Source organism: Sulfitobacter sp. 1A12056, assembly GCF_043558125.1.
Classification (GTDB): Bacteria; Pseudomonadota; Alphaproteobacteria; order Rhodobacterales; family Rhodobacteraceae; genus Sulfitobacter; species Sulfitobacter faviae.
On the sequence record NZ_JBIFFY010000007.1, the window covers coordinates 133,341 to 150,067 of the forward strand.

The 16,727-nt window shown below is 64.4% G+C and carries 16 protein-coding genes; 6 read left to right on the forward strand and 10 right to left on the reverse strand.

The genetic code is table 11. The features are described 5' to 3' along the window. From ACGYLD_RS13785 to ACGYLD_RS13795, 3 genes are all read right to left on the reverse strand, one after another. Positions 1-798: an urease accessory protein UreD gene (locus ACGYLD_RS13785; protein WP_394402870.1), complete on the reverse strand. Its 798-nt coding sequence runs from the start codon at positions 796-798 to the stop codon at positions 1-3. A gap of 251 nt (positions 799-1,049) precedes the next feature. Beyond that, the gene (locus ACGYLD_RS13790) at positions 1,050-2,030 is read right to left on the reverse strand and encodes a zinc-binding dehydrogenase (RefSeq protein WP_271693981.1); all 981 of its coding nucleotides are present in this window, start codon (positions 2,028-2,030) and stop codon (positions 1,050-1,052) included. 11 nt (positions 2,031-2,041) lie between these two features. Continuing rightward, positions 2,042-2,653, reverse strand: a complete 612-nt coding sequence (locus ACGYLD_RS13795) for a TetR/AcrR family transcriptional regulator (protein ID WP_209219259.1) — start codon at positions 2,651-2,653, stop codon at positions 2,042-2,044. A 177-nt stretch (positions 2,654-2,830) separates the two neighbouring features. On the opposite strand from ACGYLD_RS13795, the gene ACGYLD_RS13800 reads away from it, so the two are divergent. Beyond that, on the forward strand, positions 2,831-3,577 hold the full coding sequence (locus ACGYLD_RS13800) for an SDR family oxidoreductase (protein WP_271693982.1): 747 nt from the start codon (positions 2,831-2,833) through the stop codon (positions 3,575-3,577). Positions 3,578-3,581: 4 nt separating this feature from the next. Here the strand turns inward: ACGYLD_RS13800 and ACGYLD_RS13805 are convergent, their stop codons facing one another. From ACGYLD_RS13805 to ACGYLD_RS13820, 4 genes are all read right to left on the reverse strand, one after another. Beyond that, the gene (locus ACGYLD_RS13805) at positions 3,582-5,030 is read right to left on the reverse strand and encodes an FAD-binding oxidoreductase (RefSeq protein ID WP_394402873.1); all 1,449 of its coding nucleotides are present in this window, start codon (positions 5,028-5,030) and stop codon (positions 3,582-3,584) included. Positions 5,031-5,042: 12 nt separating this feature from the next. Beyond that, positions 5,043-6,749: a thiamine pyrophosphate-binding protein gene (locus ACGYLD_RS13810; RefSeq protein ID WP_394402875.1), complete on the reverse strand. Its 1,707-nt coding sequence runs from the start codon at positions 6,747-6,749 to the stop codon at positions 5,043-5,045. 31 nt (positions 6,750-6,780) lie between these two features. Beyond that, complete coding sequence (locus ACGYLD_RS13815; RefSeq protein WP_394402877.1) at positions 6,781-8,655, reverse strand: TRAP transporter permease; 1,875 nt, start codon at positions 8,653-8,655, stop codon at positions 6,781-6,783. 134 nt (positions 8,656-8,789) lie between these two features. Further along, entirely contained in the window at positions 8,790-9,749 is a 960-nt protein-coding gene (locus ACGYLD_RS13820; RefSeq protein WP_271693986.1) for a TAXI family TRAP transporter solute-binding subunit, read from the reverse strand. Between the two features lie 252 nt (positions 9,750-10,001). On the opposite strand from ACGYLD_RS13820, the gene ACGYLD_RS13825 reads away from it, so the two are divergent. From ACGYLD_RS13825 to ACGYLD_RS13845, 5 genes are read left to right on the forward strand one after another with little or no spacing between them, the layout of a single operon-like run. Continuing rightward, on the forward strand, positions 10,002-10,757 hold the full coding sequence (locus ACGYLD_RS13825) for a FadR/GntR family transcriptional regulator (protein ID WP_073037919.1): 756 nt from the start codon (positions 10,002-10,004) through the stop codon (positions 10,755-10,757). Continuing rightward, on the forward strand, positions 10,754-11,539 hold the full coding sequence (locus ACGYLD_RS13830; RefSeq protein ID WP_271693987.1) for an adenine nucleotide alpha hydrolase: 786 nt from the start codon (positions 10,754-10,756) through the stop codon (positions 11,537-11,539). The genes ACGYLD_RS13825 and ACGYLD_RS13830 overlap by 4 nt, the downstream gene beginning before the upstream one ends. Then, positions 11,526-12,227 (forward strand): nickel pincer cofactor biosynthesis protein LarB, encoded by a 702-nt coding sequence (larB, locus tag ACGYLD_RS13835; RefSeq protein ID WP_276154036.1) that lies wholly within the window; start codon positions 11,526-11,528, stop codon positions 12,225-12,227. The genes ACGYLD_RS13830 and larB overlap by 14 nt, the downstream gene beginning before the upstream one ends. Before the next feature lie 3 nt (positions 12,228-12,230). Further along, complete coding sequence (locus tag ACGYLD_RS13840; protein ID WP_209219268.1) at positions 12,231-12,947, forward strand: FadR/GntR family transcriptional regulator; 717 nt, start codon at positions 12,231-12,233, stop codon at positions 12,945-12,947. 25 nt (positions 12,948-12,972) lie between these two features. Then, on the forward strand, positions 12,973-13,287 hold the full coding sequence (locus ACGYLD_RS13845) for an NIPSNAP family protein (protein WP_271693988.1): 315 nt from the start codon (positions 12,973-12,975) through the stop codon (positions 13,285-13,287). 39 nt (positions 13,288-13,326) lie between these two features. On the opposite strand, the gene ACGYLD_RS13850 is transcribed toward ACGYLD_RS13845, so the two are convergent. Genes ACGYLD_RS13850 through ACGYLD_RS13860 form a run of 3 tightly spaced genes read right to left on the reverse strand, consistent with a single transcriptional unit; the run spans position 13,327 to position 16,630 of the window. Then, the gene (locus ACGYLD_RS13850; RefSeq protein WP_271693989.1) at positions 13,327-14,289 is read right to left on the reverse strand and encodes a 2-hydroxyacid dehydrogenase; all 963 of its coding nucleotides are present in this window, start codon (positions 14,287-14,289) and stop codon (positions 13,327-13,329) included. Further along, the gene (locus ACGYLD_RS13855) at positions 14,286-15,827 is read right to left on the reverse strand and encodes an aldehyde dehydrogenase (NADP(+)) (RefSeq protein ID WP_394402880.1); all 1,542 of its coding nucleotides are present in this window, start codon (positions 15,825-15,827) and stop codon (positions 14,286-14,288) included. Before ACGYLD_RS13855 ends, ACGYLD_RS13850 begins: the two co-directional genes overlap by 4 nt. Next, on the reverse strand, positions 15,824-16,630 hold the full coding sequence (locus ACGYLD_RS13860; protein ID WP_271693992.1) for an HpcH/HpaI aldolase/citrate lyase family protein: 807 nt from the start codon (positions 16,628-16,630) through the stop codon (positions 15,824-15,826). Before ACGYLD_RS13860 ends, ACGYLD_RS13855 begins: the two co-directional genes overlap by 4 nt. Between the last annotated feature and the right edge of the window lie 97 nt (positions 16,631-16,727).

The window sequence follows — 16,727 nt, forward strand, 5'->3', positions numbered from 1 at the left end:
TCAGGTCATCCATGATCGGGGAAGGGTGTCACCGCTCAACGCGCCCAAGATCGGGACGAGCGATTGGCGAAGGTCGAAACTATCTGGGGCGAGGATCCGGGCGACCAGCAGGTCAGGACCGATGAGGCTGGCCCCGGCGCTGTCGGGCAGTTGGGCGCGGAGCCGGGGCAGCCGCGCTTCGGCATCGGGGGCCACATAGATCAGCGTGGCAAGGGCACCGGCCCCCGCCGCGATGTGCGGCGCCGCGAGATGGGCGGTGACATCGCCGCTGAGCGTCATCGCGTCGTGAAAAAGCGGCTGGCCCGCGCGGTTGACCTCGATCCGGTCGCGGAAATGGGCATGACGCAGGGTTTCGCCCATAGCGGCGCGGCCAAAGACCAGCGGCTCCACCAGCAGGAGAGAGGCGTCTTGCGCCAGTTCGACCGTCAGATGCCGCCGCAGAGCGCATCCGTCGTAGAGAATGGTCTCTTGCGGCAGCCAATGCAGCGTCGCGCCGGAGTCGACGGTAAGGGTGTTGCGCAGCGCTGCCACTTGCCCCGGTTGCGCGCGATAGGCGCGTTCGGCGGCCTGCGTGGTGAGGCTGAGCGCCGCTTGCGCTTCGGCACGGGCCGTCAGAGCAAAACTATCGCCGCCGGTGATGCCGCCTGCGGTATTGATGACGATGGCCTGCAACAGCGCGGGGTCGGGGCGGGGGAAGAGCAGCTTCATCGCGCCGGACTGGCGCAATTCGCCGATTGTCGACCCGCCCCGCGCAGCCTTGGCCGAGACCATCGCAGCACCGATGGCGCGCGGCTGCACCGGGGTCGCTTGGGGGCTGTTTATGCTGCTGTCGATGAGAATGAGGAACGCTCCGCCCGGTAAAGTCTGATGATTTTTTAATCACCATAGAGACGGGGGGAGAGTCATCGCCAAGGCGGTTCAGAGCCGCTTGCGCGGCGGGTTTGCCTGAAAAATGGGCGGCAAATCGCGGGGCTGTCCTAAACTTGGGCATTCCGCGCATGGGGCGGCGGCCCCGGGGAGGGAGGGCCGCCGCTGTCGTCAAATCCCGATCACGGGCGCAGCATGACCTTGCCGCCACGGCCCGTGGTGAGCGCGGCTTTCATCGCCTCGGTCACCTCGGCCAGCGGGTAGATGCCGCCGGTGTCGAGGGGCAGTTGGCCCTTCGCGGCCAGTTGCACCAATTCGCCAATCAGGCGGCCCCGCGTCTCTGCCGCCATCTCGCCGCTGACGCGCGAGCCCCAGAAGCCTTTGACGGTGATGTGCTTCATGATCAATTCGCCCGAAGACATGGAGAGCGGCTGGCCCGTTGCCGTACCGAAGACGATCAACTCACCGTCCTTGCCCAGCAGTTCGACCAGTTGGCCACCCAGCTCGCCGCCGACGGAGTCGATTGCCGAGACCGCACCGTCTTTGCCGATCAACTCGCGTGCCTTGCTCTGCCAATCCGCATCTTCGGTGGACAGGACATGTTCCGCGCCGGTGTCGCGCATCTCTTCGGCGGCGCCTTCGCGGCGGACGAGGTTCAGCAGGTTGACACCGCGCGCCTTGGCCAGGCCGACCATGATCTTGCCGACCGCGCCATTGGCGGCGGTTTGGATCAGCCAATCGCCTTCGCCGACCTTGAGGGTCTCCAACAAAGACAGGGCGCTGAAGGGCATTGCGATCAACTGCGCGCCGGCTTCGTCCGAGATTGCCTCGGGCAGGGGCAGCAGGCCCGCGGCGGGGGCGGTGAAATATTCGGCCCATGCGCCGTGGAAGCCAGCGGCGGTGACGCGTTTGCCGATCAGCGCCTCATCAACGCCTTCGCCCACGGCCTCGACGATGCCAAGCGCTTCGGAGCCGCCGATGGCGCCGGGCAGGTCGGGCTTGTAGCCATAGTTGCCGCGCACGGTCCAAAGGTCGTGGTTGTGGATGGGCGAGAGCACCATGCGCAGCAGCGCTTCGCCTGCGGCGGGCGCGGGCTTGTTGGTTTCGCGGGTGGTCAGAACCTCGGCGGGCTCGCCGAATGTGTCGTGGATGGCAGCGAACATGCTGTTTCCTTTCAGGTTGGGAATTGGCCCCCGGTGGGGGAGAGTTGGGCAGAGGTTTCAGCGCGCGCCATGCGCAGGGGCGCATCGCTGCGTGCCAGTTTGGCCAGCACCGCAGCGCCGAGCCATTTCGCATAGAGCATGCGGGCTGTGGTCTCGGGGTCTTCGAGCACCCGAACGGTCCCATCCTCTGCGCCTTGACGCAGCAGTTGGGCAATCCGGGCGACCAAAGCATCGACACCCTGATCGAGGGTTTCGCGCATCGTCTCCGACAGGTCGGCGACTTCGGATCCGAGTTTCACCACCAAACAGGCGCTGGCGATCCCCGGGGCGCTGGATTGGCTGAGCCATGCATCCCAGAAACTGTCGAGCTTGTCGCCCGCCGTTCCCGGGGCCGCAATCAGCGCATCGACACGGTCGAGATAGGCCTCGACGTAATCGGCCAGCATCGCGGTGCCAAAAGCCTCTTTCGACGCGAAGTAATAGTAGAAAGAGCCCTTGGGCACGCCGCTTTCGCTCAGAATGCGCGACAGGCCAACGCCAGAGAACCCGTGCCGCAGCACGAGGCTGCGCCCTATGTCCAAGATGCGTTGCCGCGTCTGATCTGATTTCTTTGCCTCTGTCATACCGGGGCATCTAAGGAATAATAGACCGGTCGTCTAGTGCGCTCGCGCGAATGTGAGACAGCCAAGTTGAACGAGGCGCCAAACCAGAAAATAGCGAAAAAACCTATTCTTGCGCGATCATATATATTAGATTCCACACAACGGCCCGCAGGGCGATGACAGGGATGGAATGGTAAGATGGATCAAAAGATTGCTCTGATAACAGGGGCCGGAAGCGGGGTGGGCCTTGCCTGTGCGCAGCGTTTGGCGAAGGACGGTTTCACCCTCGTGCTGACGGGGCGGCAGCAGGATAAGATCGACGCAGCCTGCGCGACGCTCGATGGGCAGGGACATATCGCCGTGGCTGCCGATGTGGGCGTCGAGGCGGAGGTCGACGCGCTTTTCGAACGGGTGGAGACGACCTTTGGGCGGCTGGATCTGCTGTTCAACAATGCCGGGCGCAATGGTCCGGCGGTTGAGGTGGACGGCTTAAGCGTGGCGGAGTGGAACGACATCGTCGCGACCAATCTGACCGGGTCATTCCTCTGCGCCCGCGCGGCTTTTGCCCTGATGAAACGGCAGAGCCCAAAGGGCGGGCGGATCATCAACAACGGTTCAATCAGCGCCCATGTGCCGCGCCCGCTCTCGGTGCCCTATACGGCGACGAAACACGCGATCACCGGGTTGACCCGCGCGCTGTCGCTCGACGGGCGGGCGCATGACATTGCCTGCGGGCAGATCGACATCGGCAATGCGGCCAGCGAGATGACCGAGCGGATGAAGGAGGGCATTCTGCAACCAAATGGCAGCCGCATGTCCGAGCCGCGCATGGATGTGAACGATGTGGCCGAAACGCTGTCCTACATGGCGAAGCTGTCACTCGACTCCAACGCCATGTTCGTCACCGTGATGGCCACCAAAATGCCCTTCGCGGGGCGCGGCTAAGCGGTCAAAGCACCTTGCCCGGGTTCATCAAATGGCCCGGGTCGAGGGTGGCCTTGATCTGCGCCATCAACTCCAGCGCGACCGGATCCTTGTACCGGCGCAGCTCGGCGCGTTTGAAGGTGCCGATGCCATGTTCCGCCGAGAAAGAGCCGCCCATCTGGTGCACGATATCATGCACGATCCGGTTGAAGGCCCCGTATTCGGCAAGGAACGCCGCATCCGCCATATCCACCGGGCGCGACAGGTTGAAATGCAGGTTGCCGTCACCGAAATGGCCAAAGGGGCAGGGGCGCAGGCCGGGCATGTGATCCATACAGGCTTGGGTCGCCTCACGGATGAAATCCGCCACGCGCGACACCGGGACCGAAACGTCATGTTTGATCGACGCGCCTTCGGGTTTCTGCGCCTCTGACAGGTTCTCTCGCAGCGCCCAAAGCGCGTCTTTCTGCGTCTCCGATGCGCCGATCACGGCGTCGATGATCTCCTCCGCCTCGAAAGCCGCTTCCAATGCGGTTTCCAGCCGGGCGTCGAGGTCTGTCTGCGCGCCATTGCCGGTGAGTTCGATCAGGCAATAGGCGGGATGCGCCTCGGCCATCGGATCGCTACAGCCGGGCGCGTGGTCGATCACCATTTGCAGGCCCAGCCGGTCGATATACTCGAATGTTGAAAGCGTGTCGGCGGTCTGGCCGCGCATCCGCGCATAGAGCGCGAGCGCCGGGTCTGGGCCGGTGCAGGCCACCAGTGCGGTGGCGCGGGCGGTGGGTTTGGGGAAAAGCTTGATTACCGCCGCCGTGATGATGCCAAGCGTGCCTTCGGCGCCGATGAACAGGTGTTTGAGGTCAAAGCCGGTGTTGTTTTTCCGTAGGCCGTTCAGGTCATTCAGCACCCGTCCATCGGGCAGCACCGCTTCGATCCCCAGCACGAGGTCGCGGGTATTGCCATAGCGCAGCACCGCCGTCCCGCCCGCGTTGGTCGAAAGGTTGCCGCCGATCTGGCAGGACCCTTCGGAAGCGAGCGAGAGCGGAAAGAGCGCGTCGACCTCATCCGCCGCCGCTTGGATATTGGCAAGGATGCAGCCCGCCTCGACCGTCATCGTCGCATTGGTCGGATCGACCGCGCGGATACGGTTCAGCCGGTCGGTCGTGAGGATAATGCCGCCATCGGGCACGCCGCCCCCCGCAAGGCCGGTGTTGCCGCCCTGCGGTGTGACCGGCACCTCGGCGGCATGGCACAGGCGCATGCAGGCGGCGACCTCCTCGGTCGAGCCTGGGCGGATCAGCGCCAGCGCCGTGCCGCGCCGCAGTCCGCGATCTTCGATCAAACGCGCGTCGAAATCCTTGGCGTCGGTCACCACATGGGCAGGGCCGATGGCATCGCGCAGCGCATCAAGCAAGGCGGCGTGGTCTTGCGCGTCCGTATCATCTGCGCGGCGCGGCGCGGTCAGGGTCGTCATCTGGGTCATCCTTCAGCGCTGGTCGGCGTCGACTTTTTTCTGGGCCGCGGCGCGCAGCTTGCTGATCGTGGTGCGGGTCGAGATCTGCTCGGGGTCGGTCACCAGTTCGATCAGCGCCGGACGGCCACTCTCGCGGGCGCGGGTGAAGGCGGCGGCGAAATCCTCGGTCTTGGTCACCCGTTCGGCATGGGCGCCCAGACCTTCGGCCATCTTCACGAAGTTTTGGTTCTGCAAGGTGGTGCCCGAGATGCGTTCGGGGTGGTCGCGTTCCTGATGCATGCGGATGGTGCCGTAGATGCCGTTGTTGAACAGCAGCACGATGGGCCGCCCGCCATATTGCGCGGCGGTGGCGAGTTCATTGCCGCTCATCATAAAGCCGCCATCACCGACGAAGGAGAGCGTCAGCCGTTCAGGGTCTGCAATCGACGCGGCCACGGCAGCAGGCACGGAATAGCCCATCGCGCCACAGGTGGAGCCGACGATCCGGCCCGGACGCCCAAAGCGCAGGAACCGCTGCGCCCAGCCGGTGTGGTTGCCCGCGTCGAGCGTGACCACCACATCGTCGGGCAGCTCATCGCGCAGTTGCGCAAGGGCTACTCCCATGTCGAGTTCCCATTCCCCGCCATTGGGCGCTTCGGTATCGGTGAGGTAATCGGCATGCAGCTTGTCGCACCAATCGCCCCATGCCTCTGCCCGGCCCAGATCGACGCCGTCCAAGGCGGCGGCCACAGCGACGGGCGCCGCCGCAATGCCCAAATCCGGTGAATAGACGCGGCCAATCTCATCCGCCTCGGGATAGAGATGCACCAGACGGGTCTCGGGGTTGGGCGATTGCATGGTGGTGTAGGTCTTGGTCGTCATCTCACCCAAACGCGCACCGATCACAATGAGCAAATCCGCCTCGCGTTGATGCGCGTAGAGGCTGGGCGCGGTGGAGGTGCCGAAATCGCCTGCATAGACCGGCGAGAGGTTGTTGACGATGTCCTGCCGCCGGAAAGAGGTGGTAACGGGGATCTTGTTGGCTTCGGCAAAGCGGGTGATCGCCGCCGCACTCTCATCCGACCAGCCGGAGCCGCCGAGCAGCAGCAGGGGCCGTTCGGCCTGCGCGATCTCGGTCTTGAGCATATCGAGGCTATCGGGCGACAGGCCGGCATGGGTGGCCGTATAGGGCCGCGCATCGGCCACGGAAACCACCTCGGTCAGCATGTCTTCGGGCAGGGAGATCACCACCGGGCCGGGGCGGCCCGAGGTCGCCACCCGGAAGGCGCGGGCCATATATTCCGGCACCCGCGCCGGGTCGTCGATCTGGGTGGCCCATTTGGCGATGGGGCCGAACATGGCGCGGTAGTCGACTTCCTGAAAGGCTTCGCGGTCGGTGGTGTCGCGCGCGATCTGGCCCACAAGCAGGATCATCGGCGTGCTGTCTTGCTGCGCGATATGCACCCCGATGGCCGCGTGGCAGGCGCCGGGGCCGCGGGTGACCATGCAGATGCCGGGCTTGCCGGTGAGCTTGCCATAGGTCTCGGCCATATTTGCGGCCCCGGCTTCGTGCCGCGCGTTGATCAGGTTGAAACGGTCCTGCACGTCATGCAGCGCGTCCAGCACCTCAAGGTAGCTTTCGCCGGGCACGCAATAGGCGGTGTCGGCGCCGTGGATCAAAAGCTGATCCACAAGGACCTGTCCGCCGGTCCGCGCCTTGAGGGATGTTTTTTGCAGCATGGAGAAGGCTCCGTTTCGTTCGTTCTGAGATTTAAGTATGTGTGGCCGCTTGGCTTTTCGGGCTGGGGTTCCTGGCCTTCTGGAAGGCCAGGATAACGCCCGCGATGACCAGCCCCGAGGCGGTGAGCCGCAGATCGGGATAGATCAGCAAGAGCGACGCCGCGAAAAGCACCACCGACAGCACATTCGACAGTTGGCCAAAGTAGTAGCGTTGCAGGGCGGCGGCCAGCAGGATGACGCCAATGGTGGCCTGCAACAGGACCAAGGTGATCTGAGTGGCCGAGCCCTGCATCAGGATCGCCGGTTCATAGACGAACATGAAGGGCACGATAAAGCCGGTGGCACCGAGTTTCACCGCGGCCCAGCTCGCCTCGACGATCTTGGCGTGCGACAGGGTGTTGGCCGCATAGACCGCCATGGCCACGGGGGGTGTGATGGCCGACAGGATCGCGAAGTAGAAGACGAAGAGATGCGCCGCTTCGACCTGCACGCCCAGTTTCACCAGTGCCGGCACCAGCAGGGCGACCTGCACGATATAGGCCGGAGTGGTCGGCATCCCCATGCCAAGGATGATGCCCGCAATCATCGACAGGAAGAGCGCGATGACCAGCGTGTCTTGGGCCGCTTCGATCACGAAGTTCGAGAAGGTCAGGCCAAGGCCGGTGATGTCGATCACCCCAACCACGATGCCTGCACAGGCACAGGCTGCGGCAATCGCCAGCACGTTACGCGCGCCGCCTTCGAGCGCTTCGAGGATGTTGTCGACGGTGACGTAATGCCGTGTCGTCTTGCGTAGCGCCGCCACGGGCACGACCGAGACGATACCGCAAAGCGCCGCATAGGGGGCCGAATAGCCCAGCATCAGCACGCCCACGATGATCGCCAGCGGCAAGAACAGGTGGCCCCGCTCGACAAGGACGGTTTTCAGCGGCACTTGATCCTCTTTCGGGACCGAACCGATGCCCTTGCGCTTGGCCTCGAAATGGACCGCGGCGAAAAGGGCCACATAGAACAGGATCGCGGGCGCCAGCGCGTATTTCGCAACCGTGAGGTATCCCACGCCGAGGTATTCGGCCATGACAAAGGCCGCAGCCCCCATGACGGGCGGCATGATCTGCCCCCCGGTCGAGGCCACGGCCTCGACTGCGCCGGAGAAGGCGGGTTTAAACCCCATGCGTTTCATCAGCGGGATAGAGAAGGTGCCGGTCGTCATCACATTGGCCACGGCAGAGCCGGACACCGACCCGAAGAGGCCCGAGGTCACACAGGCCACCTTGGCCGGACCGCCGACTTGCCGCCCGGTAAGCGCCACGGCGAAATCCATGAAGAGTTGGCCCACGCCCATCCGCTCGACCAAGGAACCGAAGAGGATGAAAAGCACCATATAGGTCGCGGAAACCGCGATCGGGATGCCGAAGATGCCTTCGGGCGTCATGAACAACTGCTCAAGGATCACCGACGGCAGGGTCGAGGTGAAGGCGAGGCCGTAGCCGAGAAACAGCAGCGCCGTGATCGGCAGCATCGGCCCCAGCATCCGGCGCGTGGCCTCAAGCAACAGGACGACCAGCGTGATCCCCACCACGATGTCCATCGGCATCAGCGGGTCGACATAGAGGAAGCGTTGCGTGATGTAATTGAGGTTGAAGGACGGATAGAGCGCCGCGCCCAAGGCGACCAACCCGAGCACCACGTCATACCAGCGCGGCACATCATTGCGCAGCCCCTTGCGGTTGACGGTCAGGAAGATCAGCAAAAGCGCCAGTGCGACGTGGACGCCGCGCATGATATAGGGGTTGGGCGGGCCGACGAAGGCGACGTAGAGATGCCACACAGCCATGCCGACCAGGATCAGCCTTGCTATGCGGGTAATCAGGGGCATCTTATCCAGAAGGATCGACAGTTGCATGGGGGTTCTCGCGTCTAGAGTGGAAGGCAGCCCTCGCGCGGCGGCGCGGGTGATGCGCGGGCGGCGGGGCCTATGGGGATGTGGGCCGGGCGGAGCGCAGGGCTCCGGCCGACCCGTTTCTCGTCAGGGGTGGATTACATCCCCGAGACGCCACGCTCTGCGTAGAACTCTTTCGCGGCGGGGTGGAAGGGCACGCCGATGTCGGTGGCCATTTCCTCTACCGTCAGGTTCGCCATGGACTTGCTGATCGCGGCAAAGCTGTCGTTGTTATCGGCAATCGCGCCGAGCACGGATTTGACGATCTCAGCGTCATAGTCGCAGGGCGCGACCATATGGGTGTCATAGCTGATCGCGTACACGGTCTCATCGAAACCGGGGTAGGCGCCCGCCTTGACTTTGCGGCGCTGGAAGGCAGCGTTTTTTTCTTTGAAGTGGGCAAAGGTCTCTTCATCCACGTCGATCAGGCGGATCTTGCGCGAGGATGCCAGATCCATCACCGAGCCTGTCGGCAGCGACGACCCCAGTGTGAAGAAATCGGCCTGACCGTCTTTCATCTGCGAAGCGGAGTCGGAATAGGACGTATTGGCGACGCTGTCGAGATCATCGAACGTCATGTCGGCAGTCGACAAAAGCTCACGCGTCAGGAACTCGCCGGTGTTGCCAAGCTGCTGTGTGGTCAGGCGTTTGCCCTTCATGTCGGCGATGGTCTTGATGCCGGAATCTTCAAGCGCGACGATCTGGAAATACTGCGGATAAAGGATGCCAAGGTTGCAGACATTGGTCGTGGCCTTGCGGAACGGCTCTTTGCCCGAAAGGCTGTCTACGGTCGAGATCGAGTTGGCGAAGGCGATGCCGAAGCGGCCCGCATCCACGCCGACCACATTCGACACGCCTGCGCCCGGCGTGACAGTGATGTCCATGTCGGGGTTCTCACGCTCCACAATCGCCTTGATCGCGCCGCCCACGGGATACCACGACCCGCCCTGCTGGCCGGTCGCCATGACAAAGCTCTGCGCATGGGCGGCGGCGCCTGCGACGGCGAAAAGGATGGTGGCCGCTGTGGTGCGACGGATCGATTTGAAGATGGGTGACATAGAAACTCCTCCCGAGTTTTGACTGTGTGTCGGCAGCTACTGGATGGGTTCCGGGCTCCCCCTGACATCCTCTTGCCGTGATCCGCAGACTGCGGGGGAATCTTTAGCCTGTCAATTAAAAATACAAATTTACGGGTATTTCATCTTACTTGTAATGTTGTATTCTGCTTGTAACGTTGCGGTAGGGCCTACCTTCTGGTTATTGACAGCTTGTCATACAGGTGGTCCAATCGGCGAAAGGAAGTTGTTATTATGGCTGCAAATCTTCAGGCGACCGCGCCCCTCGTCGATGGTGCCACGCTAAGCGATCAGGTGACCGAGGTACTGCGCCACAACGTGGTGAACGGTGTGTGGAACGTGGGCGATGTGCTGCCCTCCGAAACCACATTGGCCAGCGATTTCGATGTGAGCCGCACGGTGATCCGCGAAGCGGTGTCGCGCCTCAAGGCCGAAGGCATGTTGTCGAGCCGTCAGGGCCGGGGGGCCTTTGTCGCCAGCGACCGGCCCCGCCAGGGCTTTGCTATCCCTGAACGTGACATGGAAAGCCAGCGCAAGCTCGAACAGATCCTAGAGCTGCGCATGGGGCTTGAGATCGAAGCCGCTGCCATCGCCGCCGCCCGCGCCACCCCCGAGGCCCGCGCGGAGATTGAGCGTGCCGCCGCCGCCTATGACCAAAGCAACAAGATCGGCGGCCCGGCAGTGGCGGCAGGGGTCACTGCCGACCTCGATTTTCACCGGGCGGTGTGCGAGGCGACGGGGAACAGCTATTACCTCAGCCTGTTCAACTACCTTGTCGCCAGTCTGCGCGAGACCATGTTGGCCGGGCGGCTGCAAGCGTTGAAACGCGGTGGCGAAAGCCGGGATGCGATACAAGAGCACTACGACATCGCCGCCTCTATCGCCGAGGGTGACGCGGAACGCGCCCGCCAGCGGATGCGCGACCACCTCCAGATGTCGAGCGGGCGGCTTTTGGCACAGCTCAAGACCGAGGACGGGCTGGCAGAGTGACCGTTCCTGCCGCCCTCCATGCCGCCCTTGCGCGGCCCAGCTCCCTGACCATCGCGCTCAGCGGGGGGATCGACAGCCTGACGCTCTCGGCCGCCGCGGCCAAGGTGCGCGGCGCGGCGGGCGTGACGCTCTGCCATGCAGTCTCACCCGCCGTTCCAGCGGCGGCGACCGCGCGGGTGAAGGATTTCGCCGCCGCTTGGGACCTGCCGTTGAGGTTGGTCGACGCGGGTGAGTTCGCCGATCCCGCCTATCGGGCCAACCCGGTCAATCGCTGTTATTTCTGCAAGTCGAACCTCTATGGCACTTTGGCGCGCATGGGGCCGCTGGTGGCGGCGGGCACCAATACCGATGATCTGTCGGACTACCGCCCCGGCCTGCAAGCGGCGGCGGAGCACGGCGTGCTGCACCCTTTCGTTGAGGCGCAGATGTCCAAGTCGGATGTGCGCGCCTTGGCCCGCGCGCTCGGGCTGGGGGATCTGGCGGAACTGCCAGCCGCCCCCTGTTTGGCCAGCCGGATCGAGACCGGTCTGCGTGTGGAACCTGCGGATCTGGTGGTAATTGACCGGGTAGAGACCCTGTTGCGTGAGGTCATGGGCAATATCACCCTGCGCTGCCGACGCCTGCGCGGGGGCTGGGTGGTCGAGCTTGATGCGCTTGTCTATGAAGACCTCTCCGCCCAGAAACGTGCAGCGATATTGACGCAGGTTCGGCGGGCCACGGATGACGGGCGCGCGGTCGATCTGCGGGCCTATTCAAAAGGAAGTGCATTTGTCCATCACTAAGACCGGCCCCGAGGGGCATCCAGACGTGACCTTTGACCGGGGCCGCGGGGGGCGTATCGGCATCGAAGAGGCCGTGCTTTGCGAGCATAAATCTGTGGCGCAGATCGCCGCCATCATCGGCGATGCGGCGGCAGAGGAGCGGCGGCTGTTGCTGACCCGGCTGACGGCAGAGCAGTTCGCCGCGCTGCCCGCCGACGCGGCGCAACGGGTCGATTACTGCACCGCCTCGCGCACCGCCATTTTGGGAGAGATCGGGCCTTTGGCCAGCACCCCGCGCATCGCTCTCGTCAGTGCGGGCACCTCTGATTATGCCTCCATGGCCGAGGCGCGGCGCACGCTGGCCTATGGCGGAATGGCGGCGACCGAGGTTTCGGACGTGGGCGTCGCCGGGCTGTGGCGTCTGCTCGCGCGGGAAGAGTTGCTGCGCGATATGGATGTGGTGATCGTCTTTGCCGGGATGGACGCGGCGCTGCCCTCGGTCGTGGCCGGGCTGGTGCCGGGGGTGGTCATTGGTGTGCCGACCTCGGTGGGCTATGGTGTCGCCCGCGGCGGGAGGGTCGCGCTTGATTCGGTACTGGCCAGCTGCGCGCCGGGGGTGACGGTGGTGAACATCGACAACGGCTATGGGGCTGCAACATCGGCGCTGCGGCTGGCCAATATGATGCGCCGCGCCGCGGCGGGAGGGTAGCCGGTGACAGCACCGAAACTGAAGATCAAGAAACGCCAGACCTTGGCCGACCAGCTCTACGGGCAGGTTCTTGAGCAGATCGTGTCGAACAAGCTGGTGCAGGGGGAAAAGCTGCCTTCGGAAAACCAGATCGCCACCGCCTTTGGCGTGTCGCGCCCCGTGGTGCGTGAGGCGCTGCGCAAGCTGCAAGAGGACGGTCTGGTCGAAGCGCGGCGCGGCGTGGGCACCTTCGTGCGGCGGCGGCCTTCGGAAAAGCTGATCGAATATGCCACGGCGGGTTCCGTCGCCGGGCTGATGCGCGCGATGGAAGCGCGGATCACGATCGAGAAAGCCACCGCCCGCATGGCCGCGCAGCGTGCTAGCCCCAAGGATATCGCCCGGATCGAGGCAGCCCTGCAGACGCTAGAGGCATCGATGCAGGCGCGCGATCCGTCCTTTGACGCCGATTACCAATTCCACCGCGCCATCGCGGCGGCATCGGGCAATGAGGTCTTCGTGCAGATGCTCGATTGCGCCCGCGGTTCGATCGAACAGGGGATCGACGTGGCGCAAAAGCTGACCCGCCAAGGATCTCAGGCGCGGATCGACGTGGTGATCAGCGAACATCGGGAAATTCTCGAAGCGATCCGCGCGGGCGACAGCGAAGTCGCAGGCGTGTCGATGGCCTATCACCTTTTGCAGGCGCGGGCCCGGATCACCGACCACGCCGGTATCGCATGACCCAAGCAAGCAGAAAGACCACCCCATGATCTACGACCACCGGACCTATTGTTGCCGCCCCGGCACGATCAAAAAACACCTCGCGCTCTATGCCGAATTCGGCTTTCCGGCGCAGCGCCGCATCTTGGGCGAGCCGGTGATCTATGCGCAGGTCGAGACGGGGGACGTGAATTCCTTCGTGCATATCTGGGCCTATAAGGACGCTGCCGACCGTGCCGCCCGTCGGGCGCAGATGGCGGCGGATCCTGAGTGGCAGGCCTATCTCAAGAAAAGCGCCGAGGCGGGGTATTTGGTGAGCCAGACCAATAAGATCCTGATGCCCGTGCCGCTCGAAGACTAAGCAGCGCCCCGGCCTGAGTGGTCAGGCCGGGGGCAGCCTTCAGGTCACGAGGCAGGCCTCGTCGATGCCGCGCCCTTCGTGGAAGGCGCGGATGTTGCCCGCCCAATGGCCAACCATCCGTTTGAGGTTGTCCTCACTATGGCCGCCGATATGCGGCAGCGGCAGGACATTATCAAGACGCAGCAGCGGGTTGTCCGGCTCCACCGGTTCTTGGGTAAAGACATCCAATGCCGCCCCGGCGATGCGCTTGTGGGTCAACGTGTCGATCAGGGCCGCCTCGTCGATCAGCCCGCCGCGCCCGGTGTTCACCAAAAGCGCATCCGATTTCATCCGCGCCAGTTCCGCCGCCCCGATGGTGTGGTGTGACGCATCGGTCAGCGGCATGTGCAGGCTGACGATATCGCAGGTCTCAAGGATTTCATCGCGCTCGGCATAGTGCGCGCTGGTGCCTTCGGCTGGCCCCGACCGGCGGTAGTAGAGCACCTCGCAGTCAAAGCCCGTCAGCCGTTTCGCGACAAGCTGCCCAATGGCGCCAAAGCCGATCAGCCCAACCTTCTGACTGCTGAGATCCCGCGCCCCGGGAACGATCTCGGGCACGATCCATTTGCCCGCGCGGGTGTTGTTGTAGTGCAGCGGGATGCGGCGCAGCGCCGCGATCATCATGCCGATGGTCAGATCCGCGATGGTAGGCGCGTTGACCCCGGGGCTGCGGGCGACCGGAACACCCATCTCGCGCGCGACATCCAAGGGAATTTTGTCATACCCCGTGCCCCATTGATGCACGAGGCGCACGCTATCGGCCCCCCGCAAGACCTCGGCCGGAAGCCCCCGCCCGCGTGGGACGATATAGGCTGCCCCCTTTACCGCTTCGGCAAAGGCTTCTTCCGAGAAGGAGGCCGCAAAGCGCAGGTCGAGCCCTTCGGCATAGCCGCGCACCTTGTCTTGCATGTCCTGCGGCATCGCGTCGAGCACGGCGACGGGGCCGATCAACCCGCCGCTCATGCCGAAGCCCCGCGCAGGTCTTCGGGCAATAGCGCCTCGGGCAGGTTTTGGTAGGACACGGGTCGCAGGAAGCGGCGGATCGCCATGGTGCCGACGGAAGTCGCGCCGAAGTTGGTGGAGGCCGGGTAGGGGCCGCCATGCACCATGGCGTCACAAACCTCGACCCCGGTGGGGAAACCGTTCACCAGCACCCGGCCCGCCTTGCGCTCAAGAATGGGCATCAGCGCCTTGGCGGCGTCGGTGTCGCCTTCGTCCATCTGGAGCGTCGTGGTCAATTGCCCCTCGAACCCTTTGGCAAGCTCTTGCATCTCATCGCCCGAGGACACCCGCAGCACCAGACCCAAGGGGCCAAAGACCTCCTCCCCAAGCGCGTGGTCTTGCAGGTAGGTATCGGCGTCGGTTTCAAACAGGTTTGGCTGGGCGGCGCGGCCTTCGCTGTCGTTGCTGACCAGCGCGCGGACGGCGTTGCGCCCAGTGAAACGTTCCTTGCCGTCGCGGTAGGCTTCGGCGATGCCATCGGTCAGCATGACCTGCGGGCCGACCTGCTCCAGCGCCTCTTTCGCGGCGGCGACGAATGCGTCGCCTTCGGCCCCCTTGGCCACGATTGCGATGCCGGGGTTGGTGCAGAACTGCCCCGCGCCCATGGTCAGCGACCCGGCCCAGCCCGCGCCAATCTCAGCGCCGCGGTTGCGGGCGGCCTCGGCCAGAACGAACATCGGGTTCACCGACCCCAACTCGCCAAAGAAGGGGATCGGTTCGGGGCGTCGGGCGCAAAGATCAAAGAGCGCGCGCCCCCCGCCGAGCGATCCGGTGAAGCCTACGGCCTTAATGAGCGGATGCTGCACCAGCGTCTGGCCCACCTCGCGGCTATTGGCGTGGATCAGGGAGAAGACGCCGGGGTGGATGCCGCATTTCTGGATCGCCGCGTGGATCGCTTCGGCCACGATCTCACCGGTGCCGGGGTGGGCGGAGTGGCCCTTGACCACGACCGGACAGCCCGCCGCCAGCGCCGCGGCGGTGTCGCCGCCCGCGGTGGAGAAGGCCAGCGGGAAGTTCGACGCGCCGAAGACTGCAACCGGCCCGATGGGGCGCTGGATCATGCGGATATCCGGGCGCGGCATCGGCTGGCGTTCGGGCAGGGCGCCGTCGACGCGCCGGTCCAGATGCGCGCCTTTGCGGATGTGATCGGCAAAGAGGCGCAGCTGCCCGGTTGTCCGCCCCCGCTCTCCCTGAAGGCGGGCTTCGGGCAGGCCGGATTCGCGGGTGCCGATCTCGGTAATGGTCTCGGCCCGGGCCTCCATCTCATCCGCGATGGTGTCGAGGAAGGCGGCGCGGATCTCGCGGCTGGCATAGGCGTAGGACCAAAAGGCCTCCTCCGCCGCTTGGCAGGCACGGTCCACATGCGCCGGGGTGCCGCTTTGGAATTCGTCGCTTTCGCCGGTGGCGGGGGAATTGGCGAAGGTCTCTCCGCCGCCGACCCATTCGCCGGCGATCAGATGCTTGCCGTGGGGGTGAAATCTCTTGCTGTCTGCGGTCATGATCCATCCTTATGGGTTTGCTGTGTCAAAGTGGGGGAGGGCTGCGCCATGGTCTGCACCAGCGCATCCATCTGCCGCGTGAGCAGCCAGGCGTCGCCCGCGATGGCGACGAATTCGATACCCTCATCAAAGTACCGTTGCGCAAGATCGGCACCATAGCCGAGGATGCCCGCAGGCAGCCCGGCGGCATGGATGGCTTCGACCGTCTCGCGGATTTTCTCTTGGACATCGGGGTGCATCGGGTCGCCAGTATGGCCCATCGCGGAGGAGAGATCCCCCGGCCCGATAAAGATCGCATCGACCCCCGGCACGGCGGCAATGGCGGGGATTTCGGCCACCGCTTCGGGGGTTTCGACCTGCACGATCACGCATTGCGCCTCTGCATAGGTGCTGAGGTAATCGGTTTGCCGCGCGTAATCATTGGCGCGGATCGTGGCCGAGATGCCGCGCAGCCCTTCGGGCGGGTAGCGGGTCCATGATACGGCTTGGCGGGCGGCCTCGGCCGTCTGGATCATCGGAAACATCAGGTTGCGCACGCCGATATCCAGCAGCCGTTTGGTCATCGTCTGATCGGAAGAGGGCATCCGCACGATCATCTGCGCATCGGGATTGGCACTGCCTGCGGCGCGCAGATGGTCGGTGATTTGGCTCAGGTCGTTGGGCGCATGCTCCATATCGAGCAGCAGCCAGTCGATCCCGCTGCCCGCCGCGATCTCGGTCACCGTAGGGGAGCAAAGCGAGAGCCAAAAGCCCGACAGGCGGCTGCCGGGGCGGAGCGTGTGTTTCAGTGGTTTTCCCGACATTTTCGCGGCTCCTCCCTCAAATGGTATCGACAATTGGGGTGATACGGTAATATATCAGTTCGAGCAAGATGTGTTTTCCAACCTTTTTGTGATGATG

Excerpts from the sequence above, each read along its gene's own strand:
- ACGYLD_RS13845 (WP_271693988.1), top strand. The coding sequence starts at position 12,973 with ATGATCTACGACCACCGGACCTATTGTTGCCGCCCCGGCACGATCAAA.
- ACGYLD_RS13795 (WP_209219259.1), bottom strand. The coding sequence starts at position 2,653 with ATGACAGAGGCAAAGAAATCAGATCAGACGCGGCAACGCATCTTGGAC.
- ACGYLD_RS13805 (WP_394402873.1), bottom strand. The coding sequence starts at position 5,030 with ATGACGACCCTGACCGCGCCGCGCCGCGCAGATGATACGGACGCGCAA.
- ACGYLD_RS13850 (WP_271693989.1), bottom strand. The coding sequence starts at position 14,289 with ATGAGCGGCGGGTTGATCGGCCCCGTCGCCGTGCTCGACGCGATGCCG.
- ACGYLD_RS13860 (WP_271693992.1), bottom strand. The coding sequence starts at position 16,630 with ATGTCGGGAAAACCACTGAAACACACGCTCCGCCCCGGCAGCCGCCTG.
- ACGYLD_RS13810 (WP_394402875.1), bottom strand. The coding sequence starts at position 6,749 with ATGCTGCAAAAAACATCCCTCAAGGCGCGGACCGGCGGACAGGTCCTT.
- ACGYLD_RS13790 (WP_271693981.1), bottom strand. The coding sequence starts at position 2,030 with ATGTTCGCTGCCATCCACGACACATTCGGCGAGCCCGCCGAGGTTCTG.
- ACGYLD_RS13800 (WP_271693982.1), top strand. The coding sequence starts at position 2,831 with ATGGATCAAAAGATTGCTCTGATAACAGGGGCCGGAAGCGGGGTGGGC.
- ACGYLD_RS13815 (WP_394402877.1), bottom strand. The coding sequence starts at position 8,655 with ATGCAACTGTCGATCCTTCTGGATAAGATGCCCCTGATTACCCGCATA.
- ACGYLD_RS13825 (WP_073037919.1), top strand. The coding sequence starts at position 10,002 with ATGGCTGCAAATCTTCAGGCGACCGCGCCCCTCGTCGATGGTGCCACG.
- ACGYLD_RS13820 (WP_271693986.1), bottom strand. The coding sequence starts at position 9,749 with ATGTCACCCATCTTCAAATCGATCCGTCGCACCACAGCGGCCACCATC.
- ACGYLD_RS13855 (WP_394402880.1), bottom strand. The coding sequence starts at position 15,827 with ATGACCGCAGACAGCAAGAGATTTCACCCCCACGGCAAGCATCTGATC.